The sequence below is a fragment of the Arthrobacter hankyongi genome (assembly GCF_022012395.1).
GTDB classification, from domain to species: domain Bacteria; phylum Actinomycetota; class Actinomycetes; order Actinomycetales; family Micrococcaceae; genus Crystallibacter; species Crystallibacter hankyongi.
Window position 1 is genome coordinate 96,107 of record NZ_JAKLTQ010000015.1, and the last position, 26,094, is coordinate 122,200.

The window sequence follows — 26,094 nt, forward strand, 5'->3', positions numbered from 1 at the left end:
GAATGATTCAGCACGGACGAAGCCTGCTTCGAGTACCTGGCGGGGCTGCGTTGGCCGGAGGGGTTCGTCTGCCTGAAGTGCGGCGGCAGGGACTGCTGGCGCACGGGTGCGGGGCTGTGGATGTGCAAGGCGTGCTCGCGGCGGACGTCGGTGACGGCCGGAACGATCTTCAACCGCACCCGCACCCCGCTGAGGACGTGGGTCGCGGCGGCCCTGGCAGCAGGCTAAGCGCGCGGCTCCGCGAGCGTGAGCGCGAACCGTCCGGCGGCGTCGGTCCATTGGCCGACGACGGCGAAGCCCGCCTCGGCAAGTTCGGCCGCGAACCCCTCGGGGCGGAACTTGGCGGAGATCTCGGTACGCAGGTCCTCGCCGGCGGCGAAGTCCACCTCGAGGCCGACGGCGGGCAGCCGGACGTGCATCGGCCGCGTCGCGCGCAGCCACATCTCGACCCACTCCTGGCGCTCGTTCCACACGGCGACGTGCTCGAACGCGTCCACGTCGAAGTCGGCACCGAGTTCGGCGTTGAGCACGCGCAGAACGTTTCGGTTGAACTCGGCAGTGACGCCCCCGGCATCATCGTACGCGGGGAGCAGGACGGAGGGCGCTTTCACCATGTCGGTGCCGATGAGCAGCGTGCCTTCGCCCGGGCCGAGGTGTCCGCGGATCGAGCGGAGGAACTCCCGGCGGGCTTCGGGCTCGAAGTTCCCGATCGTGCCGCCGAGGAACGCGATCATGCGGCGACCCTCGTGCGGCAGGAGGTGCATCTGGTGCTCAAAGTCCGCGGCGACGGCCTGGAGGTCCAGCGCCGGGTACAGCTCGGTGAGCTCTTCCCGCGCCGCGAGCAGTGCGCTGTCGCTCACGTCGACTGCGACGTAGCGGCGCAGCGGCCCCGCGGCGGCGAGGGCGTCGAGGAGGAGCGGGGTCTTGCGGGACGAGCCCGAGCCGAGCTCCATGAGCGTTTCGGCGGGGGCCGCGGCGGCGATTTCCGCGGCGTGGAGCTCGAGCGCTTCGCGTTCGGCGCGGGTCGGATAATACTCCTGGAGCAACGTGATGCGCTCAAAGAGTTCGCTCCCGCGCTGGTCGTAGAACCACTTGGGCGGAAGCGTCTTCGGTGCGGAGCCGAGGCCCGCGAGGACGTCCCGCCGCAGGCTTTTGGCCAGGAAGTCCGGCGGAAGGTAGTGGGTGATGTCGTCGGGGGTGAATGCGGTGCTCACGGTGCGGCGGTCTCCTTCCGGGCGGGGTGGATGGGCTCGATGTCGACCCGGCCGCGCGTTGCGACGAGGACGGTCCGGTCGGGGGCCTGGTTCCAGTCGGGCAGGTCGTCGGCGGGCTCGCTTGCGACGATTGTCCCATGCGGGCGGACGGTCCAGAAGAGCGTGTCACCCCACGCCGTCGCAGCGATCCGCTCGCCGTCCGTGAGGAGGAAGTTGTAGCGCCCGGGTGCGGCGGCCGAGGCGTCGGCGGCGACGGACCCGAGCGCAGGCGCGGGGGCCTCCCCGCCGTCGAGGCGGGCCAGGACGAGGGCCCAAAGGAGGGCGGAGTCCACGGTCGATTCGAGCGTGAGGAGCCGGCTGACCGGCAGCGCTGCGGCCAGCCCCTCGAGGCTCGCGGTGCCGCCGTCGACCGCGCCGTTGTGGCTGAAGAGCCAGCGTCCCGAGGCAAACGGCGCCGCGGCGGACTCGTCGGGTGGCATGCCCGGTGTCGCCGAGCGGACGGTGGCGAGGAGGCAGCGCGTGCGCGTCACGCGGGCGATGTCGGCGAACGAGCGGTCGGCCCACATGGGCACGGCGCGCCGGTAGCGGGCGGGGGCGCCGTCGTCCGGGTACCAGCCCACGCCGAAGCCGTCGGCGTTGACGGTCCCATAGCGCTGGAGCCGTGGGGCCCAGGCCTGCCGGTAGAGTCCGCGCACGGGCTCGATCACCACGGACGCGATCGCGGCCTCGTTGCCGAGGTACGCGAGGTGGCGGCACATCAGGCGGCCTCCGCCGTCGTCGCGTTGCGCGCTGTGCGGAAGCCGGCGAAGATCTGTCGGCGGATGGGGTAGTCCCAGTTGCGGAAGGTTCCGCGGCAGGCCACCTCGTCGGCGGCCCACGAGCCGCCCCGCAGCACCTTGTAGCCGGGCCCGAAGAAGACCTCACTGTACTCGCTGTAGGGGAACGCCCGGAAGCCGGGGTACGGCTGGAAGTCGCTCGACGTCCACTCCCACACGTCACCGATGAGTTGCCGGATGCCGAGCGCCGAGGCCCCCTCAGGGTAGGAGCCCGCAGGCGATGGCCGGAGCGCACCTCCCCCAAGGTTCGCCCTCCCGGGGGTGGGGTCGTCGTCACCCCACGGGTAGCGGCGGGAGCGCCGTGTGGCGGGGTCGAAGCGTGCGGCCTTCTCCCATTCCGCCTCCGTCGGCAGACGCCGGCCTGCCCAGCGCGCGTAGGCATCGGCCTCGTACCAGCACACATGCTGGACCGGCTCGTCCGCTGGCACGGCCTCGACGACGCCGAAGCGGCGCCGCAGCCACCCGCCCCCGTCGCGCTGCCAGAACAGCGGCGCCTCGAGCCCCGCGTTCTGCCGGTGGTCCCAGCCGGCCGGGCTCCACCAGCGCGGGTCCTGATACCCGCCGGCGTCGATGAACCGCCCGTAGTCGCCACTGGTCACGGGGACGGTGTCGATCCAGAACGGATCGAGGACAACGGGGTGTGACGGCCGTTCATTGTCGAGGGCCCAGGGCTCGATCGACGTGCCCATCGTGGACTCGCCGCCTGGCACAAGCACCTCGGACGGCAGGCCCTCGCGGGTCCCGATCACGCTCCGCGGCAGCGGCTCAGGGGTGAGGACCGGTTCCCCCTTGCGCAGCTGGTGGGTCGCGAGCATGGTCTCGCTGTGCTGCTGCTCGTGCTGGACGATCATGCCGAACGCGAAGCCCTGGTCCACGAGTTCGCTCCCCTCGAGCGGGGATGAGTCGAGCACGTCGAGCGCCTTGTCGCGGACCTCGGCGATGTAGCGGCGCGCCTCGTCCGGGCCAAGCAGCGGGAGGGTCGGGCGTGCGGCCCGCGGGTGCTGGAACGCGTCGTAGAGTGCGTCGAGGTCGCAGCGCAGCGGCACTCGGTGGCCGACGTCGCGCACGAGCCAGATCTCCTCCTGGCTCCCGACGTGGGCGAGATCCCACACGAGGGGGGACATCAGTGGCGAATGCTGGGCAAGCAGCTCGCCGTCATCGCACGCCGTGAGCGAATGGGTGCGCCGCCGTGCGCGATCGAGGCGCCCGGCGATGGCGGTGCGCAGCTGCTCGATCGGCAGCGGCTCGCGGGCCAAGGCCTCACCGATGCCGTGCGCCTCGTGGTGGTCGCTCATGACCCCTCCTCGCATTCCGGGTCTTCTGCAGTCCGGGCGCTGTGCCCGGGGTACAGCTCGCCCGTGCGCCGCCAGTGCTCGAGCCGCGCGTCCGCCGGGCAGCGGCCGCGTAGCGGGTACGCCTCTGCGAACGCCTTGACCCGGCGTTGCCCCGTCGCATCGAGCCCCCAGCGCGGGAGCGCGTCAAGCACCGCGCCCGCGCACTCCTCGGCCATGGCCGCAAGCGCGGGATGGTCGAGGCCGAGCCGTGCGGCGTCGTCGAGCGTTGGCGCCTTCGGGCCGAGGCGCCCGCACGCGGCGTCGGCGGCTGCGGCAGCACCGGCGTCGTCCATGAGCGCCCAGACGACGACGGCGGCAGCCTCCCAGTCCGCGCCGGCCTGGGCGTCGAAGGCGCGCAGCTCAAGGAAGCCGCGGGGCCGGACCGGCGGGAAGAGCGTCGTGAGGTGGTAGGCGACATCGGCCCGCGTCGCGGGGCGGGGCCTCCGGGTTTGAAGCCATGCGCGGAGCGTGAGGCCGGGCGGGGCGTCCCACCCGCCGTCGTCAGCGGGGAGGCACAGCAGGGGGGCGTCGAGCGCGTAGCGGGCCCAGGCCTCGGCAGGGTCGACGCCGGGGTGGCGCGCGGGGACGGCTTCAGTGCGCGCGGCCTCGATGCGGGACCAGACGCGCTGACGCGTGCTCTTCCAGCCCGTGGACCGGCCGTGCTGGAACGGGGAGTTCGCGAACATCGCGACGAGGACCGGAAGGAGGCGGTGCGCCCGCTCCCACCGCTTGCGCGCCTGCTGCGGGTCCGGGCCGGCTTCGAGGCAGACCTGGAGTGAGGCGGTCGAACACATCATGGTCCGCCCCGACGGGCCCGCCGCGTCGAAATGCCGCTGCATGGCGGCGTAGCGCGGAAGATCGAGGGAGCGGCGTGGGGGCCGGAGAGGATCGAGGGCCAAGGGGCCGGGCGCGAGGCCTGCTTCCTCGAGGAGACGGTCGACGGCGGCGAGGTCGGCGCGCACGTCGGGGAGGAGATCGCGGGGATGGTTGGCGCAGGCGCTGCTCACCTCGACTTGGCCCCCGGGCTCGAAACTCAGTGCTCCGCCGCCGGGCAGGCGGTTGCCGAGCGGGGCGAGGACAGCGCGGAGGTCTGGCACTGTGACGGGTCTGCCTGCGTCGGTGCGCGCATGGACGAGGCGTTCGGCTTCGATTCCGACGGCCCCGGGCGGGCCAGCCCTGAAGCAGACAGAGGCAACGTAGGCCTCGGCGTCTTCCTCCGACACCGGCTCTGCCTCCACGGAGGGCCGGGCGTCTGCTTCCTCGGTCATCCCCCGGGGTCCTTTCGGTTCGTGGTGACTGGCGGCAGGGGCCGCCGTCGGCATGGTCAAGCGCTGAGTGGCTCGGCTGCGGGCAGGTCAGGCTCGGTGTGGGCGTAGTGGCTTATGTAATCGGTGTAGAGGTTGTCCGCGAGGTGGGCGAAGGCCTCGGCCAGCTCCGTGTCGCTCCAGCCGGCGTCAAGAGCGGCCTGCCAGACCACCTCGGGGACGTTGCCCGTGTCCGCGGCGCGGGCGACCTCGGTGATCGCCGCCAGGCGGTCGTCGAAGCCAACCTCCCCGGCACACACGGTCAGGATCTGCTCGTTCGTGAGATCGGCCTTGCGTGCCGAGAGGGTGTAGGCGGCCCGGCAGTAGTCGCGGCCGTTCTGGTTGCCCACGGCCGGGACGATCGCCTTGCGGGTGCGGGCGTCGAAGGTGCCGTGCTCGGCGATGGCCTGGGAGATGCCCCGGTAGGCGGCGATCACGACCGGGCAGTGGGCCACCTCGGCGTGGATGTTAAGCAGCCGCCCCGTCTTCCGCTCCGGACGGGCCACATGGGCCCTTGACTCCTCGGGGGTGTGGACGGGAATGCGAGGCACGATTGCCTCCTTCGCTCATGCCGGGCCTGGGCTCAGCAGTCAAGGGTCGTTCCGTGGTCGACGGTAAACCTAGCCTGCCGCCAAACGTTCTGTGTACTCGCGCATAGTGTACGCGCTCAGAGCCGGGCACGGTGGCGGACCCTCCGGCCGGCGGCAGTGCGTAGATCCTGATGCACCGCCACCATACTGGTGAGCCGGCGTATTGATACCCGGCGAGTAGTGGTGAAAATGGTTCAGAATTGCCGCTCGTTGGAGGCGTAGCTGGTCTCGGTTCTGTTGGACTGCATGGCGTGCTGTTCGGGGATGCCGGTGCTGCGTCCCGGACTACGGGTGGCCACCGGCTGCGGCCTGGTGGGGATGGGGCCGTTCCATGCACCCACGAGGGGAATGCGATGCCGCCGGGGGACTGCTTCCGACAAATGGGGCCGGAGCGTGCAGATCAGACGCAGCGACTTCTCGAGTATTGCGCGACACTTTCCCATCAAGTGCGAATCGGCTCCATGGTTCCCCGTAACAGCGCGCCTCCGGCGTGTCTCACTGCTCCGGATCGGCGGCCATTGCACGGTTCCGTGGTTTCGGGAAGGGGTCCCGCAACCGCAAGACCGCCGGACAACCGGCAGGGGCAGGAGAACGCGGGCTTCCCGTATCAACATCCGTCGAATTCGCACCCAATGCGATTCACCGGCTTCCAGCTGACGTATGCGCCGTTATCGGCACGGGGAGTATTTGATGCTGGTCGGTTTACCTCTGGGCCAGGCCGCCCGGGGCTATCCGCGAATCGAAGGCGCCCCTGGCGCTCGGGATGGTGTGTCAGGGCCTGACGGCGGGTGGCTGCGAAACGCGGCCACCCGCCGTCGTATGGCAAGGAAGGGTTACTCGGTGACTTCGAAGGTGATCGTCTCGGTGAATTCCCGGCCGTGAACGTCGGTTGCGGTGACGGCGGCGGTGTGCTCGCCGACGGCCAGGTCGGCCGGCAGCTGGAGGCGCCATAGGTGGGAGGTGCGGTCGTGGAGGCCGCCGCCGTGCACCAGCTGCTCGAGCGCGGCGGCCGGATCGGTGTACTCGGCGCCGATCAGCGGGACGTCGTCGGCGGTCATCGACTGGGTACGCGTGGCCTCGGTAGTCTCGCCGCCGTCGATGGACACGTTCACGGTGGAGCCGGTGGCACCCATCCAGAAGTTGGTGGTCAGCCAGGTCGCACCGAGTTCGCCCTGGGCCACGGCGTTCGGGTTCTTCGGGGCCGGAGCCTTGCCACGCTGGTTCTTGTACTCGTCGAACCAGGCACGGTAGGCGGGGGAGTTGATGCCCAGGGCCATCTGGTCGGAACCGTCATCGCCGGTGGCGGTGAAACGCTCGCGGATCTCGGTGTTCTTGATATCCAGGGTCAGCACGCCGGGAGGGGTACCGTCGCGCTGCACCGACGTGGGGTATCCCTCCTCGAGCACCCGGCCGTTGTACCACTGGCCGGACACTGCCGGGGCGGTCAGGTGGGTGAACGGCAGGCCGTCCTCGCCGAGTGTGTCGATCCAGCCGGCCATCAGGTCGCCCTGGCGAAGGTTCTCGGACATGTGGGTGTGCCCGGCGACGGAGACCACCTCACGGCCTTCGAGGATCTTATTGATCTCCTCGATCTGGGCGTGGGTGTAGCTGCTGGAGTAGTAGAACTCGTGCAGCGGCGCGTGGGAGGCGATCACGATCGCCCGGTCCTTGGGCACAGACGCGATGTCCTGGCGCAGCCACTCAAGCTGGCGCTCTCCCAGACCGTACGCGTAGTTGCTCTTCTTCGCCGGGATCTGGGTGGGGTACTGGATGTTGCTTAGCGCCACGACGTGGGCCTTGCCGGCGTCGTAGGAGTAGTACTCCGGGCCGAACTGGGCGCGGAAGGTGTCGAATTCGTGCTCGCCGTCGAGGGCGTCGAAGTCGAGGTCGTGGTTGCCGGGCAGGAAGCGGGCCGGGCCGTTGAGCATGGAGGTCAGCTCGCGGGTCTGCGGGTAGAGGGACAGGTCGTCGCCCACGATGTCGCCAATGAACAGGGCACCACAGCCGGCGTAGTCGGTGCGGGCGGTCAGATCGGCGAAGACACCGTTGCGTGCGAACTCGACCTCTTTGTGGTTGTAGGTCTGGACGTCGGCGCCAATCAGGCAGTGCTGCTCCGGGGACCGGGTGAGCTTGCTCTTGGTCAGGGGGAAGTTCACCTTGTCAGGCAGCGCTCCGGTAGGTGCGATGCCGCCGTACTTCAACTCGGGGGAGCCTTCGGGCAGGTGATGGTAGAAGAACTGGGCGACATTGTCCTCGTCCACCGGCACCTGGTAGCCGCGCGGCTGGGTAACGAAGACAGTCATGTTGTCGAAGGCCGGCAGCTCATAGCGGCCCTGGCCGTCCGTGGTAACGACCTCGCGGCCGTTGGAGACCGTCACCCCGGCCATGCCCGGTTCACCGGAATCCTGGGTGGAGTTCCTGTTCTTATCATCGAAAACGATGCCATCGAGACTCTGCTGGTCGGCCTCCGTAGCGCTAACGACTTCGACACCTCCTCGGTAGGCAGAGGCGGCCCAGCCGGTTTCGGCCGGAGCGGCGGTGGCGGCGGTGGCGGCGGGGCCAACCATGGCCCCGGTGGCCAGCAGAGCCAGGGCGCCGGCGGTCAGGCACAGGGGCCGGGACAACCGGCGTGTTTGGGGAGTAGGGGACGGGTGCACGAAATTGAACCTCCGGTTGAGTGACTGCCGCCCGTTGGGGGTGGGCGGCCCTGTCAACTCTTTCCCGGGCGAATGAACGGGAGCCGAAGAGGAAGCGATGTACGCGCCATCTGCCGGTAGCGCTGTTCCAGCCAGGAGTTAACCGTTTCGTGAATCAAACGGATCTGGTTCGAGGGACCTGCCGGCCCTGCCAGTTATCCGCTGGGACGCTGGTCGCACCTGCCCGAAAGAACCAATGTAAGCGCGACCAGCTGGCCGAGCGGACCCGGGCCGGTATGGCCGCGGCCGCCGAGCACGGGCGCCGGGCCGGACGGCGGGAAGTCACCGCACAGGATCGGAAGGTCAGGCCCTGAGCTGAAGGCCCAGGGCCTGAAGCCGGCGGACATCGGCAGGATCATCGGCGCCAGCCGCGCCACCGTCTACCGCTGCCTCGCTTTGATCGCCGACTGACGAGAGACTTCTCTGCGATTCCTTGGACGAGCGGTGAACGCGTCTTCATCGCGCAAATTTTGCGGGCCGGGCAGTGTCAATTGAGGCGTTGCATGTCGGCGGAACGGGTGGCGGGTGTGGGAGGGCATGTGCTCCTGCCTGTCATGGGCGTTTGCTGGCGTGCTTCCTGCCGATCAGTGGCTGGGTTGGGTTCGCCGAACGAACCGAACCGGTCTTCCGCTTCGGGAGAGGCTCCTGCTCCGGTTTGAGGTGGAGTAGGAACGCACAACGGAGAAAAGGATCGAGGTGAAGCGACGGATCTCTTTGGCGGGGAACGGGACCACGAGTGGGACGAGGAGCATGACGTTTCGCCAGGTCAACGGCGACGGTGGCCTGGCAGCTGGGCCGACGATTGGGCGGGCCGGGTAAATGACGAGTGCTGCTTCCACAGCACTTTCACACTTTCGCCACAGTACGGGCTTACGGCCGGGCCCGACAGTGGAGATATGACAAGCAACCTTCATCATGGAACCCACCGTTTCCACCGTAGTGAAGTAGCAACTCCGGCGGCCGGAGCCACTGCGCAATCCGCCGCCGCCGGGTCAGCCATGCCTTCACCAACCCATTTCTCCACCACAACCCCCGCCGACGAGCAAACAGGGGATATGATCTCCCCCGGGCATTGGATCATGTTTGTCGTCGTGTTCATCGGCCCGTTACTCGTGTTCGGCATCTACGCGTTCTTCCGCCTTCAGCCGTAAATCACCCAGATCACCGAAGGGTGCGGAGCCAATGGCATTCGGCTCTTTTGACGCGCAATTAATGCGAGGAATGGCCGGGTTCCCCCTCGGCAGGGCGGCCACGGTTAAGCAGCGGTAAACGGTGGCGCGGCCGGGCCCCATTGATCTTTGGGATCGGCTGAAGCCATTCCGCTTTACCGGCCCAGCCCAGGCGCCGCCATCCGACGAGGGCAGCGCCGAGTAGCAGCGGCCCTACTCCGCCGGAGGCGCGATTACGATTCTGCAAGCAGTACCGAAACAGGGCTCGGCCAGCCCGCAGATCCCCTGGGTGCTGAAGGTGACCGCTTCAGCACCCAGGGGAACGGGCCATGCCGCCTTGGTGGAGGGTCTACCCGCCGTGGTGGTGCAGGAACGCGACCGAGGGAACCACGAGCGAGAACCAGGCCATGGCGGCAAAGACGAGAGCAGCGAGGATGAAGACCGCGGTCAGCACGAGCCAGGGCCGCATTTCCCGGTCCGTGATCAGGGATCGCCATTTATCGTCCACGAGGGATCCTTTCTCGTGTGCTGCACCGATCATGCCACTGCGGCAGGCCTGGCGTATGTAATGCGTCCCGGATCGGAAATTTACTTCCTGGCCAGTTTCCGGCCGACCAGGAAGGCCCCGGCCGCGACGGCGGCGATTAGGATGATTCCCCCGATGATCAGCGGCGACCTGAATGGGGAGGAGTTCGCAGCATTCCTTCAAGCAATGGGAGAGAAAGTCAGCTGGCCCGAGCACTGACTTCGCATTCCGGGAACATCGAAGAGAAACCGCCGATGCAGATCAATTGCCCTGTCTGCCGGCAGCCACCCTTGTCTGTACTGATTGGGTACCTTCAAGAGGAATCATTGCGGGCGGGGCATGCGCGAATCCGAAAAGCCCGGGAATTCACTCCTCGTAACTGTCCAACTCCTTGAGGAGGAGCGGTGCGCTGGGGGACCGGCTTGCGCGACAGGTCGAGCCGATCTGCCGACCCACGCCCCTCGGCCAGCATCGACGAACCAGACATCGGTCTCCGCGGAGATCACCAGATGACGGCGGTCGAGTCGGTGGACGGAGAAGCCCGCGGGGGGTAAGGCAAATACCTCTTGTGCCCCCGTTATCGACCGGTACAGGCGATCCGGCTATGGGGCGACAGGATAGTGGCTGCGGACGGCGATGCGGTTCCAGGCGTTCATGGCGATCGCCAGCCAGCTGATCGCGGAGACCTGCTCATCGTTCAGTGAGCCGTTGTCCCACTCGCCGCGTTCCGGGACCGACAGACGGGTGACTTCCTCTGCGAGGGCAAGCGCGGACTGTTCCTGCTCGGTGAAGTACTGCGACTCCCACCAAGCCGCAACGACTGCGAGGCGGTCGCTTGTCTCGCCCTTGGCGATCGCGTCACGTGTGTGCATGCGCAAGCAGAACGCACATCCGTTCAGCTGCGACACACGGATTTTCACCAGTTCTCCGAGCCTGGGTTCGAGCCCGGCCCGTGCAACCGCTTCATCGGCCTCCTGGCTCAGTGCCATGACGCTCTTGTAGGCGGTGGGGTGCTGCTTGCTGAGATTGACGTGCCGCATTATTCGAACCTTTCCAGCGATGAAGGTGTCTGCCCGACGACGGGTCTCAGGTGATCCGGGGTTTCGCATAATGGTCAGGCCGGTCTTTGACGGGAAGCGGTCGTGCATTCCTGCCCGAGGGCAACTTTGACATGGTTTTAGCCTACCGCCCGCCTGTGTGGCCGCCGGTGCCAAGGATGGGACTGTGCAAATTTAGACAGTTCAGCACATGGTATATTCGGCGGTTCGTTGCCAGTCTGGGATGACGGTTCAATCGCCAATCAGTCCTATTACCCTCGACGAGGCTAAAACACCCGCCGCCCATTGATGAGGAACATAAGGGAACCTGCCTGTTTGGCACTTTGAGCTGGAACCCAAGCCGCCCCGGCACAATCCGTAGGTCAGTAGACCAGCAGCGACTCGATCTCTCGAGCCGCCGTGCGAAGCTGCTCGAGCAGTGCGGCCTCCTCGCTGTTGATGACACCGTCGCCCGTAGGATTGATCCGCGAGAGCGGCGCCGCCAGCGACAGGGCGCACACGGGAGGGCCGTCCGGCCGCCTAATCGGAACCGCGATCGCATACATGTCGAACTCGGACTCTCCGAGGTTCGTCGCGTAGCCCACCTGTTCGACATGGCGCAGCTCGTCCCAGAGCGCCTCGCGATCTTCGATTGTCAGATCGGTGGCCTGTCCGAGTGACTCATCTGGATAGAGCTCGAGGAAAGCTTCGCGCGACAGGCTTGCGAGCAGCACTTTGCCCGCACCGGTGCTGTGGGCCGGCGGGCGCTCACCGACCCGGGTCGTCACGCGGACGACTGCGTTGGACTCGACGGCGCTCAAGAAGAAGGTCTCCGCGCCGCGCACGATCGAGAGGTGAACCGTCTCCCTGGAGATGTCCCGGAGCCGTCGCATGACCGGCGCGGACACCTCCGCGCAGTGCTCGATAGCGGAGGCCGACCCGAGCATCTCACGGCCGAGCTCGTACTTGCGGCCTCCACGCTGCTGGACGAAGCCTTCCGCCGCCAGTGTAGCGAGGAGCCGGTGCGCAGTAGACACCCCGACTCCCAGCTCGGCGGCGACCTCGCTCACCCCGATGGATGGGGTGCGGCGCAGTAGCTTGAGCGTTAGCAACGCGTGCGTCACTGACTGCAGTTTTTCTGCCATGGATCCACCTCTTTCCGCTAAAGTGAATTGTACAATGAAGTATTCCTCATAGCGGAAAAAATCTTTACATAACTGTTAACGCAGTCTTAAGGAGACAATCTATGCTCGTCGAGCAGCGTACCTACGTGCTCCATACCGGAGCGCAGCTCTCGGAGTACCTCGAGTCCTACGAGACGATCGGACTCCCCGTGCAGCGCCGTATCCTCGGTGGCTTCCTCGGCTACTTCGTGTCGGAAATCGGCACACTCAATCAGCTGATGCACCTGTGGGCATACGACAGCCTCGACGAGCGCGACCGACGTCGGACGGCACTCGCGGCCGACCCAGAGTGGCAGCGGTGCCTGTCGATCATCCGACCAATGATCATGACCATGGAGAACACCATCTTCAAGCCCACGAGTTTCTCGCCCATCCGCACACTCCCGGTCGCGAGCGACGACTTCGGCACGGCGTTCATGAGCGGCAAGCAGTAACATCGCCCCGCCAGTTCACAGCCTGCGCAAAGGCCGGCACCGCGGTCGCGGTGCCGGCCTTTGCGTCTACTCGTGCTCGCCGAACGCCTTCGCGCGCACGCGCTCGATGACGGCTTCGTGCGCGGGCTGGTCGCCCAGCTGGACCGCGGGCACCGCGCCGAGGTCACCGATCAGCAGACCCGCATCCTTGAAGAGCAGCGGGTAGTGGAAGTTGTCGAAATTTACGCTCATCCAGCTCTGTCCGCTCGAGACGCTGACGACCTCGAGGAACTGCTGGGCGTTGATGCCGTGCTCGATCGCAAGTTCGAGCATCGCCGCGGTGGCGAGGGCGTTGTAGGCGCCCAGCGTGTTGTTGAGCAGCTTCAGCAGCGCCGGCTGGCCGTACCTGGGCGTCCAGAACAGCGTGCCGGACATGTCGGCGAATCGCTGCTCGTCCTCGACGCTGGGCTCCGGTCCGGCGAGCATCAGCGTCATCGTGCCTGCCAGGGCGCCCTGCGGGCCGCCCGAGAGCGGTGCTTCGAACACCCGCCACCCCGCAGGGGTGCCCGAGAGGATGCGCTGGGCGTCGCTGGGCGCGAGCGTCGTGAGGACGATTACGGTGACGTCGGCCCTCGCGTGCTCACGCAGCATCGCGATCACCTGCTCGAGCTGCGATGCGAGCCGCACGGCGATATGCACCGCGCCGACGTCGGCCCAGGCGACGCCGGCGGCGGACGACACGACGTCGACGCCGTTCGCCTGCGACCACTCCTTCGCTCTCGCGGGGTCGAGCTCGAAGCCCACGACGGAGCGTCCGCGCTCGAGGAGCCGTTCGCCGACGCTCGCTCCGATCGGGCCGAGCCCGACGATCAGTTCTGCTGCCATTGGTCAGTATCCCTTGGACTGGCCGCCGTCGACGGTGATGACGGTGCCGATGATGTGCCCGGCTTCGGGCGAGAGGAGGAAGGCGATGAGCGCGGCGACCTCGTCGGGCGACGTCGGCCGTCCGGTCGGCATGGTGGAGCGCATCCGCTCGTCCGCCTCCTCGACCGAGATGGAGTCCCGATCAGCCGCGGCCTGGACGAGCGAATCCCAGCGGCCCGTCTGCGTGGGTCCGGGGGCGATCGCGTTCACGGCGATGCCCTCGGCGGCGAGCTGGGTCGCGGCGGCACGAGTCATCGCAAGCATCGCGCCGTTCGCAGCGCCGGCGACCGCCATCGCGGCGCCCGGCTCCTTGCCGGCCGAACCCGCGACATTGACGATGCGGCCTGCGGAGGACTGCCGGAGGTAAGGGAGCGCCGCCTGCATGACGCGCACGGCGCCGATGACCTTGGAGTCGAGTGCTGCCGCCCAGTCTGCGGACGGCACGGCGTCGAAGGTGCCGGACGGTGCCGACCCGACGCAGTTCACGACCGCGTCCAGAGCGCCGAGACGGGCGACGACCGCTTCGACGGCAGCCGCCGCCGAAGCGTCGTCGCCCGCGTCGAGCGGCACCGTGACGACCGAAGCGTCCGCGGCGACCTCGGCCAGGGCGGCTTCGGCCTCGCGGGCGCGATCAGCGCTTCTTCCACCGATCGCGACCGCGAAGCCGTCACGCACGAGGCGCTTGGCGGCCGCGAGGCCGATGCCGCTCGTGCCGCCGGCGATGAGCACGACGCGCCGGGACATCTCAGTCACGGTAGTCGATCTCGATGTCGGCGATGTCCTCGGGGTCGAGGTTGACGACGATGTTGTCAGGGGTGCGCGTGGTGAGCCAGATCAGCTCCTGCGTCTTCGAGGCGTTGCCTTCGATGTGCGGGACGAACGGCGGCACGTACACGAAGTCGCCCTCCTCGAGGTAGACGATCTCCTCGTAGCGCTCACCAAAGCGGATGAAGCCGCGGCCCTTGAGCACATGGCCGCCGGTCTCGGCCTCGCCGTGATGGTGGGCGTCGCTGATCTCGCCAGGACCGGTGTGGACGCGGCCGAACCAGAGGCCGTCGACCTCGGAGTTCTCGGGGCTCACGCCCGAGATACGGATCGCGTTCTTCGTCTGGCCGGGGGCCTCGATGAGGTCCGCACGGCGGTTCACCTTGAGGGTCTTGAGCTTCGGAGTGGTTTCGGACATGGTCGCTCCTTTCACGCAGCGGTTGAGTGGTCGTCGTCCTCGACGATCGGATTCGAGAGTGTGCCGATCCCATTGATCGACACCTCCACGCGGTCACCCGGGAACATCCACAGCTTCGGCTCGCGCGCGGCACCGATGCCGCCGGGCGTTCCGGTGGCGATGACATCGCCGGGGCGCAGCGTCGTCCAAGTGGAGATCCGGGAGATGAGGTCGGCCACGCCGAAGACCAGCTGGCCGAGGTCGGAGTCCTGCACGACTTCGCCGTTGAGGGTCGTAGTGATGCGGTGTCCCGAGAGGTCGCCCAGCTCATCAGGCGTGGCGATGGCCGGCCCGAAGGCTCCGCTGGCGTCGAAGTTCTTGCCGGGCGTGAACTGGTGTGTCTGGTGCTGGAACTCGCGGATCGAGCCGTCGTTGAGGATGCTGTAGCCGAGCACGTGGTCAAGTGCGGCCTCGACAGGGATCCGCCGTCCTTCCTTGCCGATCACGACTGCAAGCTCGCCCTCGAAATCGAAGGTGACGCTCTCCCGCGGGGCGATCAGCGGCGCGTGGTCGCCGACGAGCGAGTCGGCGAAGCGCGTGAAGATGACCGGATGTGACGGCTTGTCCCGGCCGGTCTCGGCGATGTGGTCGGCGTAGTTGAGGCCGACGCAGATGACCTTCTCGGCGTCCGGGATCGGCGGCAACGCAGTCACGGCGCCCGGGTCGATCGGCTCGGTCGCCTGCGACAGCACCGCGGTGCCGTGTTCACGCAGGGCGCCGCGCAGCGACGGCAGAGATGCCGGCGCCGCGAGGATGCGGTTGCCGTCAACGACGCCCCAACGCGGTGCTCCGCTGTGCAGGAACGAGACGAGCTTCATGGGTGTGCCTCCTGGCCTTCGGTTGACAACAGTGTGTCTTCGGATTGGTCAGCATCGTGCACTCGCCGACGCCGTCGTCCCGCCCAACGGTACACTAGAGTTTCCGTGATGCGGAAGAACTTGTGGAGTATTCCCGTTGAGCGGTACAGTCGCGACGACTCAATGGCGAGCCGATCGCAGCCTCTCGCCACCTACCGCCCCTGGAGGCAGCATGACCAACCAAGACGCATTTACCCCGATTCCGCATGCCGGCCCTGCCATCGGAGCTCCGGCCACCGACGAGCTGAAGACGCTCAATCAGAGCCTCGTCTCCAAAAAGCAGGAGCGGCGAGCCGTCGCCTCGGGGGCGCTGGGCTCCGCGCTCGAGTGGTTCGACTTCGCTGTCTACGGGGCGCTCTCGGCCACACTCTTCCCGGCCCTGTTCTTCTCGAACCTTGGTGAGGGCGGTGCGCTGCTCGCCTCGTTCGCGACCTTCTTCGTCGGCTTCCTTGCCCGTCCACTCGGCGCATTCGTGTGCGGCTGGGCGGGTGACCGCTTCGGCCGTCGTCCGGTGCTGCTCGGCTCCTTCATAGCGATGGGCATCGCGTCGCTGATCATCGGCCTGCTGCCGACCGGCCAGGGCCTCGTGATCGCCACGATCCTCGTCCTGATGCGCTTCGTGCAGGGCTTCTCGCTCGGCGGTGAGGCGACAGGCGCCCAGCTCATGACGATGGAACACGCTGTCGGCTCGCGCCGCGGCATCCTCGGCTCCTTCATGAACATCGGCTCGCCGATCAGCCAGGTGCTCGCAAACGTCACGCTCGCTGTGCTGTCGACCACGCTGTCGCAGGCCGACTGGGAGGCCTGGGGCTGGCGCGTGCCGTTCATCGCTGCCATCGGTCTCGTCATCGTGGGGCTGTACATCCGCCTCAAGCTCGAGGAGACGCGCGCGTTCAAGGTGCAGCAGGAGGCCGTCAAGCGCGAGGCCGGCGAAAAGAAGGTCAACGGCCTGGCTGTGCTGAAGTCGCAGCCGCTGACGGTCGTTAAGCTCGTGCTGCATTGGGCTCCGTTCGCCCAGACGTTCTACATCGTCGCCATCTATGGCCTCTCCTACATGACGAAACAGGGTGGCTTCTCGTCCGGCGACGGCTTCATGACCCTGATGATCGCAAACTTCGTCTCGATCTTCGCCGGTGTCTTTGGCGGATGGACCAGCGACCGTCTCGGACGCAAGCCCATCATGTACATCGGCTGCGCGATCATGTTCGTCGGCGTCCTGGCGTTCTTTCCGTCGGTCAACTCGGGCTCGATCGTGCTGGCGATCATCGCCGCGACTATCGCGCTGAGCGGCGTGCAGCTCGGCTTCGGCGCACAACCTGCATTCTTCGCCGAGCAGTTCCCGACTGCGACCCGCTTCACGGGCTCTGCGCTGGCGCTGACGTTCTCCGGCCTGATCTTCGCCGCGCCCGCACCCTACCTGGCCGCCGCCCTGGCGCAGACCGGACCGAACTCGTACTGGCTGGTGATGGGCGTCAACCTCGCGGTGATCGTGATGTCGGTCGTCGTGACCCGGACGCTGACCGATAAGAACCGTCACCGCGACCTGGCGGCGTACCTGTCCCACAACGACTGAGAAGGCTATTTACTTCGATGCCCCTCTCCCATGTCGAGGCTGGCGATGAGTACACCATCGCCAGCCTCGACCTCGGTCTGCACGCCCTGACGCTGCTGCTCGCCCGTGACCGGACCACAGTCGGTGAGCTGGCGGCAATGCTGGGGACCGGCCGCTCGCGGGCGCATCGCGTGCTGCGTACACTGGAGGCCCGCGGCTTCGTTGCGCCCTCCGCCTCCGGCCGCGGCTTCGTCGCCGGACCCGCCGTGCTCCGCCTCAGCGCCCCCGGCGGCACCGCTGTTCGGACGCGCTTCGAGCTGCGCCCCACGATCGAGCGCGTCCGAACGCTCACGGGCGAAGACGTGCACACCTGTGTGCTCGTCGGCGACCAGGTCCTCGTCGTCGACGGACGCCGATCCCATCGCACGCCCAGTATCGGGCTTCGCGTCGGCATGATGGTGCCCGCGCATGCCATGGCCGGCGGCAAGCTGCTGCTCTCGCACCTCGACGACGGCCAGGTGCTGGGGCTCATGCCACCCAGCCTCGCCCGGCACGGACCGAATACGATCACCGATCGCAGTTCGCTCATCTGCGAGCTCGCTGCCACCCGTGCCCGCGGCTTCGCCGTCGCCTCGCAGGAATCCGAGCGGGGCGTCGACTCTGTCGCCGTACTGCTGGGCGGCGGCACGTGGCGCGACCGCATCGCCCTCGTCGTGTCCTGCCCCACCGATCGCGGCGGGCCCGGGCGACTTACGACCCTCGGCGAACAGGTACTCGCAGCCCTACAGGAAGGGCAACGATGACGAAGCTCCGAGCCGTCGTCGTCGGCGCGTCGCGCGGGATGGGTGCGGTTATCGCCCGCCGCCTTATGGCCGCTGGCCCGGCGGTCGAGCCCATGCCATTCCGCTGATCCAAACGGCGGGGCAGCGCCCATACCTTAACTGGTCAGGCACCGCGGCCTTCTGCAGGCGGCAAGCAGCATCAAATTCACCAGGGAGCGGCAGTGCACAAGTCAGGGAACGTTCGACGGGGAGGTCTCGCCATCGGACTGGCAACTTATGCCATCTGGGGCTTCTTCCCGCTGTACTTCATACTGCTTCGCGGCGTCCACCCCCTGGAGATTCTCATCCACAGGGTGCTCTGGGCCTCCGTTGTCATGCTCGGTGGGCTGGCCCTGGCCGGACAATGGTCCTCGCTCAGGCACGCCTTCATGGATCGTTGGACACGGCGTCGGCTGTGTCTGGCTTCGGTGCTCATTGGCGCCGTTTGGTTCTTCTACGGCTACGGTGCCCTGACAGGCCGCGCGGTCGACGTGGCATTGGGATATTTCATCTGCCCCCTCATTACCGTGACGCTGGCGGTACTGATCCAGGGGGAACGCCTGCGGCCGACCCAGTGGATATCGGTCGCGCTCGGTACTTCCGCGGTGGCGGTGGTGGCCATTGGTTATGGAACGTTTCCCTGGATCGCCTGCGTTATTGCGATTTCTTTCGGGTTTTACAGCCTCGTAAAGAACCAAGTAGGCCCGGATGTGAATGCCGCGGCAGGTATGACAATCGAGTCTGTTTTCCTGCTTCCGGCCGTGGGACTGCTCTTCGTGTGGATGAACACCACCCAGCAGACCACATTCATGGTCAGCGCTCCGGATTCGACAGATCTTTGGTTGATACTTTCCGGACCGATGACTGTCGTACCACTCCTGCTGTTCGCCATGGCTGCGAGCCGCCTGCCGCTGTCCCTGCTAGGCAACCTTCAATACCTGAATCCCGTGCTGCAATTGCTGGCCGCTGTCCTTTTCCTCCATGAAGCCATGCCGCCTGCACGGTGGGCAGGCTTTGTTCTGGTCTGGTTGGCCCTCATGTGCCTCGTTTTAGACGCCTACCGTGTTCGACGACCGGGACAGAAGCAAGGCAACGGTCCGTCCCGGGACCGCCTTCCAACGAGCGGAAGGCAGAGGTAGCCGAAATTGATCCTCGATGAACTCTTCTGAGTCTTGGACAGGGCTTGGCGGAGCGCCCCAATCCTAGAACACCGCCCGCAGCACCGGGATCCGGGCGGCCGCGAGCGAGATAGCGAAGGAGGCCACCGTGGCGATGGCGAACTTCAGCGCCGCCAGCGCGAAGGTGGGGACGCCGGGGGTGGGGAACACCACGAACGTCAGCCACAGCAGGACCAGGTAGTGGCACAGGAACACCCCGAAGGAGGCGTTGGACAGCGCGCGCAGGATCCTGCCGGTCCGGTCGCCGGGCCGCCAGCCGCGCAGCAGGTGGAACACCGAGAAAAAGATGCACATCGAGGCCGCCGTCACGCCCAGGCCCAGATAATTGGTCGGGGCCAGCACGTCCAGCAGCAGTGGTTTGTCCCGGCTGATCCAGTGCCAGATGTTGAAGATGGACAGGACGGCCCCGGCGGCCCCGGCCGCGGCGGCGGCGTTCCGGCTGACCAGGAGCTGGGTGAGCACCCAGCCGGCCATGAAGTAGCCGACGTAGGGGATCCACTGGGTCAGGATGTTCCACGGGAAACGCCAGTTGCCCCCGGTTTCGATGTTCCAGGCCTGGACAGCGAAGACGGCCAGGAACAGCAGCTGCACCGCCGCCGTCGCCAGGACCGCCCGGCGCAGGCTACCCCGGTGCAGGAACCTGGCCAGCGGCGGCGCCGCCAGATACAGCCCGAGGATCAGCCAGAGGAAGTACAGGTGCGGGGCCACCCGGTTGAAGAACACCTCGGCCGCCACCTGCCCGGCGTCCAGCGGCCGGCCGGACACCAAGGCAGGGACTGCCAGGAGGTAGACAAGGTGCCAGAAGACCAGCGCCGGCAGCAGCCGGACGGCCCGGCGGCGGTAGAATACGCGGGGCCCGGGCAGCTGCGCCTTCAGCGACAGGGTCAGCGTGCCCGAGATCATCACGAAGACCGGCACCACCCAGATGAAGCCGATGTCGATGACGGCCGCCGGCAGCCAGCCGGCCGTCCCGCGGGCCGCGTCGTCGCCGGCGATCTGCCCGAAGGCGTGGATCGCGATCACGCCCGTGATGCTCACGATGCGCAGCAGGTCCAGCGCGTAGTTGCGCCCGGCCGGAACGGCAGAGGCCCCCGCGGCCGGCCCTGGCGGGCGGGCTGCGGGGGCCTTCATGGGGTTTCTAGCGCTCGATGTCGCCGCGGATGAAGGCCTCGACCTTTTCATGCGCGACGTCGTCGTTGTACTGCTCCGGCGGGGACTTCATGAAATAGCTGGATGCGGACAGGATGGGGCCGCCGATGCCCCGGTCCTTGGCGATCTTGGCGGCGCGCAGGGCGTCGATGATCACGCCGGCGGAGTTCGGGGAGTCCCAAACCTCCAGCTTGTACTCCAGGGACACCGGGGCGTCGCCGAAATTGCGGCCCTCGAGCCGGACAAAGGCCCACTTGCGGTCGTCCAGCCAGGACACGTAGTCCGAGGGGCCGATGTGCACGTCCTCGTCGCGCAGCGCGGCGGAGGTGTTGGAGGTGACGGCCTGGGTCTTGGAGATCTTCTTGGACTCCAGGCGCTCGCGCTCGAGCATGTTCTTGAAGTCCATGTTGCCGCCGACGTTCAGCTGGTAGGTGCGGTCCAGCGTGACGCCGCGGTCTTCGAACAGCTTGGCCATCACCCGGTGGGTGATGGTGGCGCCGATCTGGCTCTTGATGTCGTCGCCGACGATCGGCACTCCGGCGGCGGTGAACTTATCCGCCCACTCCTTGGTGCCGGCGATGAAGACCGGCAGCGCGTTGACGAACGCCACCCCGGCATCGATCGCGCACTGGGCGTAGAACTTGGCCGCCTCTTCGGAACCGACCGGCAGGTAGCAGACCAGGACATCCACCTGGGCGTCCTTCAGCACGGCGACGACGTCGACCGGCTCCTCCGGGGACTCGGCGATGGTCTCGCGGTAGTACTTGCCCAGTCCGTCCAGGGTGTGGCCGCGCAGGACCTTCACACCGGTGGCCGGCACGTCGGCAATCTTGATGGTGTTGTTTTCGCTGGCACCGATGGCGTCCGCCAGATCCAGTCCGACCTTCTTGCTGTCGACGTCGAAGGCGGCGACGAACTGCACGTCGTTCACGTGGTACTTGCCGAACTTGACGTGCATCAGGCCGGGGATGGTCGATTCAGGATTCGCGTCCCGGTAGTACTCGACGCCCTGGACCAGTGACGCGGCGCAATTGCCGACGCCGACAATGGCCACCCGGATGGGGTTCTCTGCCACGGTTCTCCTTTTAAAAACACTGCAATGGGGCCACGTCTGGACCACGCGGCCAGTTTATTCTACCGAATGGCGCAAACTTCCCGGGAATCGGCGACGCCGGACGGCCGGTTAACCGTTCATCGGCCCTTCGGCACTGACGTGCTCGGCGCCCGGGCCGGCCACGTCCACGGTACAGCGGACCACGAGCTTGCCGTGCCCGGTTTCACCGCCGTCGATCAGGGTCTCGGCCTCGCTGACCAGGGTGAAGACGGCGGTGGCCGGCAGGACCTGCAGTCCCTTGGCGGCGGCAACCTCGGCCGCGTTGCGCAAGGCCGCGTCCTTCAGGTCCAAGACGTAGGCGGCATCGTTTTCGCGGTCGGGGTCACCGAAGGCCCACCCGAAGAGCGTGGATTTCCTGGTCATGGCGGCCAGTGTACGGGAGGGAGGCTCCCTCCCTTGGCGGGACGCTGGAAGCTACCGGCGCAGCGCCAGCACGAGTTTCAGCGCCGGCGCCGGCAGCAGGGTGCGCAGCCGCAGCCGCAGCCGGCGCCGCCGGTTGGCCGCGAGGCGTTCGTCGCTCAGCACCAGCTTGCCGGCGCGCGCCCGGCGGGCGTACAGGGCCAGCAGGTCCCCCAGCGGCGTGTCCTGCTGGTGGAAGTAGTTGTCCCGCAGCCAGCCCGGCTCCGGGTGGAAGAAACGGCCTGCCTTCAGGTCGTCCAGCGTGCCCAGCAGGCCGCTGCCGGTGAAGACCTTGTTCAGCATTTCCTCGGAGACGCCGAAATCGGACAGGATCAGCACCGGCAGCCCGGCGTCGACCGCCTCCAGCGCGGCGGTGGAGCTGACGGTGACCATGGCGGTGCCGGGCGCCAGTTGGTCGGCCATGGAGCCGGTGCAGAATTCGAGTTCGTGTCCGGCGGCGGCCCGGGCCTCCACCAGCTGGTTCCACAGCGTGTCGAACGGGTACTGCTCGCGGTGGGTCTGCGGCTCGCCGGCCCAGGCGCGCAGCTTGACCCGGACCGTCAGCCCGGAGCGGCGCGCCAGCGCGGCCAGGGCCTGCAGGATCGCCACCCGGTCCTCGCGTTCCACCGGCACCTTGGCCTGCGGGGCGAAGACCACCGTCTTGAGCGGCGCCTGGACCGGTTCCGGCCGGGGATTGGATTTGAGGAACGGCAGCCGGCTGACCAGGATCCGCTGCTCCGGCTCCTGCTGCAGGGCCTCGGCCAGGTCGCTGAAGGCCCGGCATTCGGCGTAGCTGTGGGTGATGAACGCATCGCCGAGGGCGCGGAAGGCCAGTGCCTTGCCGGTGGCGGGAATGGCGACCCCCGGCAGTGCCGAGACCAGCGCCGGGCGCGGGGTGAGCCGGGCCGCGTGGCCGAAGACCTCCTCGGCCACCGGGCCGGTGGCGGCGGCCAACACGACGTCGGACCCCGCCAGCACGCTGCGCAGCGTGCCGGCCGGCACCACCGGCACGGCCCGGCCGTCCTGGAAGGTCCCGGCCGTGGCGGCGGCCAGCTGCTCATGGGTCGGCTGCAGCGGTGAGCGGACCAGCAGGACCCGGCGCTCCCATTCGGGTCCGAGGCCCTGCAGCGTGGCGCAGGCGAACTTCAGGTAGGAGTCGCTGTCGGCCACGGCGGTGATCCGGAAACGGGCGCCCGCGGTCCCGGCGTCGGCCCCGGTACTCATGGCAGCTCCGGCCGGCCGGCCGGCTGCGGGACGGCCGGCCGGCGGGCGGTGCCGGCGTCCTCAAGCGAGCTGCTCAGGTGGCGGCGCAGCTCCCGGGAGGTCTGCGGGGTCCACCACTGCTCCGGCACCGGGTGGCCGCGCAGCGGGACACCGGCCGGGCTCAGGATCAACCGCAGCGAGGCCAGCACGGTCGACGGCAGGGCCCGGACCACCTGGCCCGGGCGCAGGCCGCGCAGGCGCATTTCCACCGGCACGGTGTGCTCGTTGACCCGGATCAGCGGGTGTGCGGCCAGGGCGTCGAGGACCTCGGGCGTCTCGCGCCGGTGCGGGAAGTAGCTGATCGGGCCGTCTTCGGTCAGGGACCTGACCCAGTCGATATACGGTCCGGCGTGGATCAGCCCGTCCGCGGGCATGGCGGAGCCGACCAGGATCGTGGGTTCGGGAATGGTCTCGGTGACCGGCCGGGTGCCCAGCCACTCGAAGCGGTGCCGTTCCAGCTTGCCGCCGAGGGCGCGGAAGCGGCGTTCGACGGCGGCGGGCACGGGCAGTGCGGTGAAGACCAGCAGCCGGCCCTGGCGGGCCAGCAGGCGCAGCCGGTGCCAGACTGCCAGGCCCAGCACCTGGCGGGGGGCGCCGGCCCGGCTGCGCGGCCGCACCAGCGGCGCGGGCCGGTCGCGGACCAGCGTGGCGAGCAGTTTCAGCGTGGCCAGGCCATCGTCGAGGATGACCACCTCTTCGGCCCGGATGCCGCGCAGCAGTTCGGTCTGGACCTTGCCGGAGTACGCGTCCCCGGTGACCCAGCGGTCCAGGTTGCCGGCGCGGACGGAGGGCACCGCCGCGGCCGGATCCGCGAAGCTGAGCCCGGCCGGAACCTGGCCGCGGAGCAGGGCCACGGTCCGGGCCATGCCGACGGCGTCCCCGCGGGGGTGGACTTCGGTGTGCCGGCCCAGCAGGCCGGCGCTGTGGGCCTCGACCGCGCTAAGCAGCTGCAGTGGGGACTCGGCCCAGACCGCGGCGCGGCCGAAACGCGGCCGGGCGATCTCGGCCGGCCGGCGGCCGGCGCCATTCCGTGCCCAGGACGGGAGGCTTTGTCCGGGGCCGCCGCCGGACCGCCCGTTGGTCCACCGGGCGGCCTGCGGCATCGCCAGGGTCAGGAGGGAGTGCATGCGTCTTCGATCCTCTATTTTCCGGCCGCGGCAACCAGGCTGCGGGCGGCTGCGGCACCGGCCGTCAGCCCCGCGCGGGCAGCCCGGGCGGCCCGCCGGACGCGGCGCAGCGGGCTCAGCAGTCCGGGGGTGGCGCCGGGCAGGCCGCCGGGCAGCTGCAGGCTGGTCAGCCGGCGCCGCTTGAAGTAGCGCAGCGTGCCGGTTTCACTGGCACCGGCCAGGACCTGCTCGGCCGCGGGGCGGGCCTGGGTCACGATCTCCGGCTGCATGCAGTAGGCGACGGCTTCCACGAGCTGCTGCAGCCCGCCGGCCGCCTTCGGGCTGCCGGCGGCGCTGTCCGCCGGCGCCGCGTAGCCGCGTTCGAGGATGGCGTCGATGATGGTGACCGGGATGCGGTTGCTGTTCTGGTAGGGCGAGAGCCGTTCCAGCAGCATGCCGGTGCCGACGGCGGCGGCCTCCAGGCCGAACAGGTACTTCGCGGTCATCAGCGCGGTGGAAAAAGCACTGACCACCAGGGCCGGCTGCAGCCGCAGCATCACCACCTCGGCGGGGGCCGTGTCCTGGAGCACCGTCAGCTCGAGGCCCAGGTCCGCGGCGGCGGCCTGGATCGACCGGACCGCGGCGGGCCCGGCGCTGGGATGCGGCTTGAAGACGCAGCGGCGCAGGCCATGTGCGGCAGCCTTGACCAGCATGTCGCGGTGCAGCTCGATTTCCTCGTCCGCGGTGAGGATGCCCAGTTCGGCCAGGTACTGGCCGAGGACCAGGGCGCTGGCGCCGTCGGCCGATGCCTCGGCGTCCGACGGCGCGTCCGATGGCGCGGCGGGCAGCGCCGCGGCCAGCGTCCGCATGCCGGCGGCCAGCGCCGCGGCGGGAACCGGCACCAGGGCCGGGGAGTGTTCGCGCAGCAGCTGCGGCACCAGACCGGGTACCAGGTCCACGTACAGCAGGGTTTCCAGTCGCTGGGCAATGTCCAGGGCCAGCGGATTGCGGGTGGGGCCGTAGCTCATCAGCCCGTCCGAATGCACGCAGACCGACGCGCCGGCGAAGATCCGGCACAGGGCCACCGCAGGGTTGACCTGGATGGATTCCACCCACAGCTGCAGCGGACCCTCGCCCAGCTGCCAGTGGGAGCGCAGCAGCGTCTCCCAGGTGGCGAGGTCCTCGGCGCGGGGGCTGAATTGGCCGGGCCGGCGCGGCCAGAGCAGCCCGCCCAGGTCCACGATCCGGTCGAACCGGGAGGCCGCCTCGGCGAACCCCGGGGACTGCTGGAACGGTGTGGCCAGCTCCGGCATCAGGGCGTTGTTTGCCAGCACCAGGATGCGCTCGCCGCCGGTGGCCGGGACCTGGCCGCCGTCGATCGCCGCGGCCAGCGAGATGCACTGGTACAGCGAGGATACGGCGAACAGCTGCTTCACTTCTTGCTCCTGAGGACTTTGGTCATGACTTTGCGCCGCTTCGGGTCCAGGTCCGCCAGGGCGTCCCGGGCGACGTCGGCGGGCAGCTGGGCCACCGCGGCGCGGATGCCGGCGCGCAGGTCCCGGCGGACGTCGTGGGCCATCTGCTGCGAGCGGCCCAGATGATGGCAGGCAATGGCGTAGAACTGCCGGGCCGCCTTGGGCCAGAAGCGCCCGGCCTCGCGGTCGGCGGCGACCAGCCGGAAGACCTCCTGGTAGCTGGGCAGGAAGTCCAGCTGGCGGCGGTCGAAGATCTGGCTGAGCGAGCTGGACACGCCGCGGCGGTAGAGGATGCCCAGCTGGTCCACCACGGCGTAGGATTCCGCCTGCAGGTGCAGGCGCCAGATCCACGGCCGGTCCTCGGCCGTGTGCAGGCCGTCGATGAAGTGCAGCAGCCCGGCCTCGGCCAGCTTCCGGTCGAAGATCCCGGCCCACGCGAAGGGATAGTCCACCATGGTGGACAGGTGCGAGGGCTGGATGTCCTCGCGCGGGTCCAGGGCCACGCCGCGGCGGGCCTGCGGGGCCCGGTGCGCGGTGCGGACGCCCTCGGTGTGGCGCACGTGGTCGACGCGGAGGAAGTCCACGCCCAGCCGCTGGATTTCCCGGGTGAGCACCTCCAGGTGCCCGGGCGCGAGCCAGTCGTCCGGGTCGAGGAAGGCCAGGTAGCGGCCGGTGGCCGCGTCCAGGCCCTGGTTCCGGGCGGTGGCCAGGCCCCGCGGTTCGGGGTTGGC

Annotated in this window: 26 protein-coding genes and 1 pseudogene; 6 read left to right on the forward strand and 21 right to left on the reverse strand. The window is 68.4% G+C overall.

The annotated features are described in order from the left end of the window. Positions 1–24: 24 nt before the first annotated feature. Positions 25–228, forward strand: a pseudogene (locus LVY72_RS17370) (transposase); the annotation flags it as partial. Here the strand turns inward: LVY72_RS17370 and egtD are convergent. From egtD to LVY72_RS17405, 7 genes are all read right to left on the reverse strand, one after another. Further along, positions 225–1,214, reverse strand: coding sequence for an L-histidine N(alpha)-methyltransferase (gene egtD / locus LVY72_RS17375; RefSeq protein WP_237823262.1), 990 nt, complete (start codon positions 1,212–1,214; stop codon positions 225–227). The pseudogene LVY72_RS17370 and the gene egtD overlap by 4 nt on opposite strands. Further along, positions 1,211–1,972, reverse strand: coding sequence for an ergothioneine biosynthesis protein EgtC (gene egtC, locus LVY72_RS17380; RefSeq protein ID WP_237823266.1), 762 nt, complete (start codon positions 1,970–1,972; stop codon positions 1,211–1,213). Before egtC ends, egtD begins: the two co-directional genes overlap by 4 nt. Continuing rightward, positions 1,972–3,345, reverse strand: coding sequence for an ergothioneine biosynthesis protein EgtB (gene egtB / locus LVY72_RS17385; protein ID WP_372463728.1), 1,374 nt, complete (start codon positions 3,343–3,345; stop codon positions 1,972–1,974). Before egtB ends, egtC begins: the two co-directional genes overlap by 1 nt. Next, positions 3,342–4,652: a glutamate-cysteine ligase family protein gene (locus tag LVY72_RS17390; RefSeq protein ID WP_237823269.1), complete on the reverse strand. Its 1,311-nt coding sequence runs from the start codon at positions 4,650–4,652 to the stop codon at positions 3,342–3,344. Before LVY72_RS17390 ends, egtB begins: the two co-directional genes overlap by 4 nt. Positions 4,653–4,708: 56 nt before the next feature. Beyond that, complete coding sequence (locus LVY72_RS17395; protein WP_237823272.1) at positions 4,709–5,239, reverse strand: carboxymuconolactone decarboxylase family protein; 531 nt, start codon at positions 5,237–5,239, stop codon at positions 4,709–4,711. 233 nt (positions 5,240–5,472) lie between these two features. Beyond that, on the reverse strand, positions 5,473–5,619 hold the full coding sequence (locus tag LVY72_RS17400; protein WP_237823275.1) for a hypothetical protein: 147 nt from the start codon (positions 5,617–5,619) through the stop codon (positions 5,473–5,475). A 492-nt stretch (positions 5,620–6,111) separates the two neighbouring features. Continuing rightward, positions 6,112–7,845, reverse strand: a complete 1,734-nt coding sequence (locus tag LVY72_RS17405; protein ID WP_237823356.1) for a calcineurin-like phosphoesterase C-terminal domain-containing protein — start codon at positions 7,843–7,845, stop codon at positions 6,112–6,114. A gap of 1,025 nt (positions 7,846–8,870) precedes the next feature. On the opposite strand from LVY72_RS17405, the gene LVY72_RS17410 reads away from it, so the two are divergent. Further along, positions 8,871–9,125, forward strand: coding sequence for a hypothetical protein (locus LVY72_RS17410; RefSeq protein ID WP_237823277.1), 255 nt, complete (start codon positions 8,871–8,873; stop codon positions 9,123–9,125). A 367-nt stretch (positions 9,126–9,492) separates the two neighbouring features. Here the strand turns inward: LVY72_RS17410 and LVY72_RS17415 are convergent, their stop codons facing one another. The 3 genes from LVY72_RS17415 to LVY72_RS17425 form a co-directional block, all read right to left on the reverse strand. Beyond that, positions 9,493–9,651: a hypothetical protein gene (locus LVY72_RS17415; protein WP_237823280.1), complete on the reverse strand. Its 159-nt coding sequence runs from the start codon at positions 9,649–9,651 to the stop codon at positions 9,493–9,495. A 620-nt stretch (positions 9,652–10,271) separates the two neighbouring features. Then, entirely contained in the window at positions 10,272–10,709 is a 438-nt protein-coding gene (locus LVY72_RS17420) for a carboxymuconolactone decarboxylase family protein (protein WP_237823283.1), read from the reverse strand. Positions 10,710–11,089: 380 nt separating this feature from the next. Beyond that, entirely contained in the window at positions 11,090–11,851 is a 762-nt protein-coding gene (locus tag LVY72_RS17425; RefSeq protein ID WP_237823286.1) for an IclR family transcriptional regulator, read from the reverse strand. A gap of 101 nt (positions 11,852–11,952) precedes the next feature. Here LVY72_RS17425 and LVY72_RS17430 point away from each other — a divergent pair, with 101 nt between their 5' ends. Next, positions 11,953–12,324 carry an NIPSNAP family protein gene (locus LVY72_RS17430; RefSeq protein ID WP_237823289.1) on the forward strand — a complete coding sequence of 124 codons (372 nt, stop codon included), beginning with the start codon at positions 11,953–11,955 and terminating at the stop codon, positions 12,322–12,324. Positions 12,325–12,390: 66 nt separating this feature from the next. On the opposite strand, the gene LVY72_RS17435 is transcribed toward LVY72_RS17430, so the two are convergent. The 4 genes from LVY72_RS17435 to LVY72_RS17450 are packed head-to-tail and all read right to left on the reverse strand — an operon-like array spanning position 12,391 to position 15,267. Further along, positions 12,391–13,188 (reverse strand): NAD(P)-binding domain-containing protein, encoded by a 798-nt coding sequence (locus LVY72_RS17435; protein WP_237823291.1) that lies wholly within the window; start codon positions 13,186–13,188, stop codon positions 12,391–12,393. Positions 13,189–13,191: 3 nt separating this feature from the next. Beyond that, on the reverse strand, positions 13,192–13,971 hold the full coding sequence (locus LVY72_RS17440) for an SDR family oxidoreductase (protein ID WP_237823294.1): 780 nt from the start codon (positions 13,969–13,971) through the stop codon (positions 13,192–13,194). Between the two features lies 1 nt (position 13,972). After that, positions 13,973–14,425 (reverse strand): cupin domain-containing protein, encoded by a 453-nt coding sequence (locus LVY72_RS17445; protein WP_237823297.1) that lies wholly within the window; start codon positions 14,423–14,425, stop codon positions 13,973–13,975. Beyond that, positions 14,422–15,267, reverse strand: coding sequence for a fumarylacetoacetate hydrolase family protein (locus LVY72_RS17450; RefSeq protein WP_237823300.1), 846 nt, complete (start codon positions 15,265–15,267; stop codon positions 14,422–14,424). Before LVY72_RS17450 ends, LVY72_RS17445 begins: the two co-directional genes overlap by 4 nt. Before the next feature lie 211 nt (positions 15,268–15,478). Between LVY72_RS17450 and LVY72_RS17455 the strand changes: the two genes are divergently transcribed. From LVY72_RS17455 to rarD, 3 genes are all read left to right on the forward strand, one after another. Next, positions 15,479–16,879, forward strand: a complete 1,401-nt coding sequence (locus tag LVY72_RS17455) for an MFS transporter (RefSeq protein WP_237823304.1) — start codon at positions 15,479–15,481, stop codon at positions 16,877–16,879. Positions 16,880–16,896: 17 nt separating this feature from the next. Further along, positions 16,897–17,661 carry an IclR family transcriptional regulator gene (locus LVY72_RS17460; protein WP_237823307.1) on the forward strand — a complete coding sequence of 255 codons (765 nt, stop codon included), beginning with the start codon at positions 16,897–16,899 and terminating at the stop codon, positions 17,659–17,661. A gap of 200 nt (positions 17,662–17,861) precedes the next feature. Next, complete coding sequence (gene rarD / locus LVY72_RS17465) at positions 17,862–18,818, forward strand: EamA family transporter RarD (RefSeq protein ID WP_237823310.1); 957 nt, start codon at positions 17,862–17,864, stop codon at positions 18,816–18,818. A 63-nt stretch (positions 18,819–18,881) separates the two neighbouring features. Here the strand turns inward: rarD and LVY72_RS17470 are convergent, their stop codons facing one another. The 7 genes from LVY72_RS17470 to LVY72_RS17500 form a co-directional block, all read right to left on the reverse strand. Continuing rightward, positions 18,882–19,988 (reverse strand): acyltransferase, encoded by a 1,107-nt coding sequence (locus LVY72_RS17470; protein WP_237823320.1) that lies wholly within the window; start codon positions 19,986–19,988, stop codon positions 18,882–18,884. A gap of 7 nt (positions 19,989–19,995) precedes the next feature. Next, positions 19,996–21,081, reverse strand: coding sequence for an inositol-3-phosphate synthase (locus LVY72_RS17475; protein ID WP_237823323.1), 1,086 nt, complete (start codon positions 21,079–21,081; stop codon positions 19,996–19,998). 108 nt (positions 21,082–21,189) lie between these two features. Next, positions 21,190–21,483, reverse strand: a complete 294-nt coding sequence (locus LVY72_RS17480; protein ID WP_237823326.1) for a hypothetical protein — start codon at positions 21,481–21,483, stop codon at positions 21,190–21,192. Positions 21,484–21,534: 51 nt separating this feature from the next. After that, positions 21,535–22,743, reverse strand: a complete 1,209-nt coding sequence (locus tag LVY72_RS17485; protein WP_237823330.1) for a DUF6716 putative glycosyltransferase — start codon at positions 22,741–22,743, stop codon at positions 21,535–21,537. Next, positions 22,740–23,909, reverse strand: a complete 1,170-nt coding sequence (locus LVY72_RS17490) for a hypothetical protein (protein ID WP_237823333.1) — start codon at positions 23,907–23,909, stop codon at positions 22,740–22,742. The genes LVY72_RS17485 and LVY72_RS17490 overlap by 4 nt, the downstream gene beginning before the upstream one ends. 14 nt (positions 23,910–23,923) lie before the next feature. Further along, entirely contained in the window at positions 23,924–25,324 is a 1,401-nt protein-coding gene (locus LVY72_RS17495) for a polysialyltransferase family glycosyltransferase (protein ID WP_237823336.1), read from the reverse strand. Continuing rightward, on the reverse strand, positions 25,321–26,094 hold a 774-nt coding region (locus tag LVY72_RS17500; RefSeq protein ID WP_237823339.1), incomplete at its 5' end, for a glycosyltransferase. The genes LVY72_RS17500 and LVY72_RS17495, both read right to left, overlap by 4 nt.

Coding starts and splice junctions, on each gene's coding strand:
- egtC (WP_237823266.1), bottom strand. CDS start 1,972: ATGTGCCGCCACCTCGCGTACCTCGGCAACGAGGCCGCGATCGCGTCC.
- egtB (WP_372463728.1), bottom strand. CDS start 3,345: ATGAGCGACCACCACGAGGCGCACGGCATCGGTGAGGCCTTGGCCCGC.
- LVY72_RS17390 (WP_237823269.1), bottom strand. CDS start 4,652: ATGACCGAGGAAGCAGACGCCCGGCCCTCCGTGGAGGCAGAGCCGGTG.
- LVY72_RS17405 (WP_237823356.1), bottom strand. CDS start 7,845: ATGGTTGGCCCCGCCGCCACCGCCGCCACCGCCGCTCCGGCCGAAACC.
- LVY72_RS17410 (WP_237823277.1), top strand. CDS start 8,871: ATGACAAGCAACCTTCATCATGGAACCCACCGTTTCCACCGTAGTGAA.
- LVY72_RS17420 (WP_237823283.1), bottom strand. CDS start 10,709: ATGCGGCACGTCAATCTCAGCAAGCAGCACCCCACCGCCTACAAGAGC.
- LVY72_RS17425 (WP_237823286.1), bottom strand. CDS start 11,851: ATGGCAGAAAAACTGCAGTCAGTGACGCACGCGTTGCTAACGCTCAAG.
- LVY72_RS17430 (WP_237823289.1), top strand. CDS start 11,953: ATGCTCGTCGAGCAGCGTACCTACGTGCTCCATACCGGAGCGCAGCTC.
- LVY72_RS17435 (WP_237823291.1), bottom strand. CDS start 13,188: ATGGCAGCAGAACTGATCGTCGGGCTCGGCCCGATCGGAGCGAGCGTC.
- LVY72_RS17440 (WP_237823294.1), bottom strand. CDS start 13,971: ATGTCCCGGCGCGTCGTGCTCATCGCCGGCGGCACGAGCGGCATCGGC.
- LVY72_RS17450 (WP_237823300.1), bottom strand. CDS start 15,267: ATGAAGCTCGTCTCGTTCCTGCACAGCGGAGCACCGCGTTGGGGCGTC.
- LVY72_RS17455 (WP_237823304.1), top strand. CDS start 15,479: ATGACCAACCAAGACGCATTTACCCCGATTCCGCATGCCGGCCCTGCC.
- LVY72_RS17460 (WP_237823307.1), top strand. CDS start 16,897: ATGCCCCTCTCCCATGTCGAGGCTGGCGATGAGTACACCATCGCCAGC.
- LVY72_RS17470 (WP_237823320.1), bottom strand. CDS start 19,988: ATGAAGGCCCCCGCAGCCCGCCCGCCAGGGCCGGCCGCGGGGGCCTCT.
- LVY72_RS17480 (WP_237823326.1), bottom strand. CDS start 21,483: ATGACCAGGAAATCCACGCTCTTCGGGTGGGCCTTCGGTGACCCCGAC.
- LVY72_RS17485 (WP_237823330.1), bottom strand. CDS start 22,743: ATGAGTACCGGGGCCGACGCCGGGACCGCGGGCGCCCGTTTCCGGATC.
- LVY72_RS17490 (WP_237823333.1), bottom strand. CDS start 23,909: ATGCACTCCCTCCTGACCCTGGCGATGCCGCAGGCCGCCCGGTGGACC.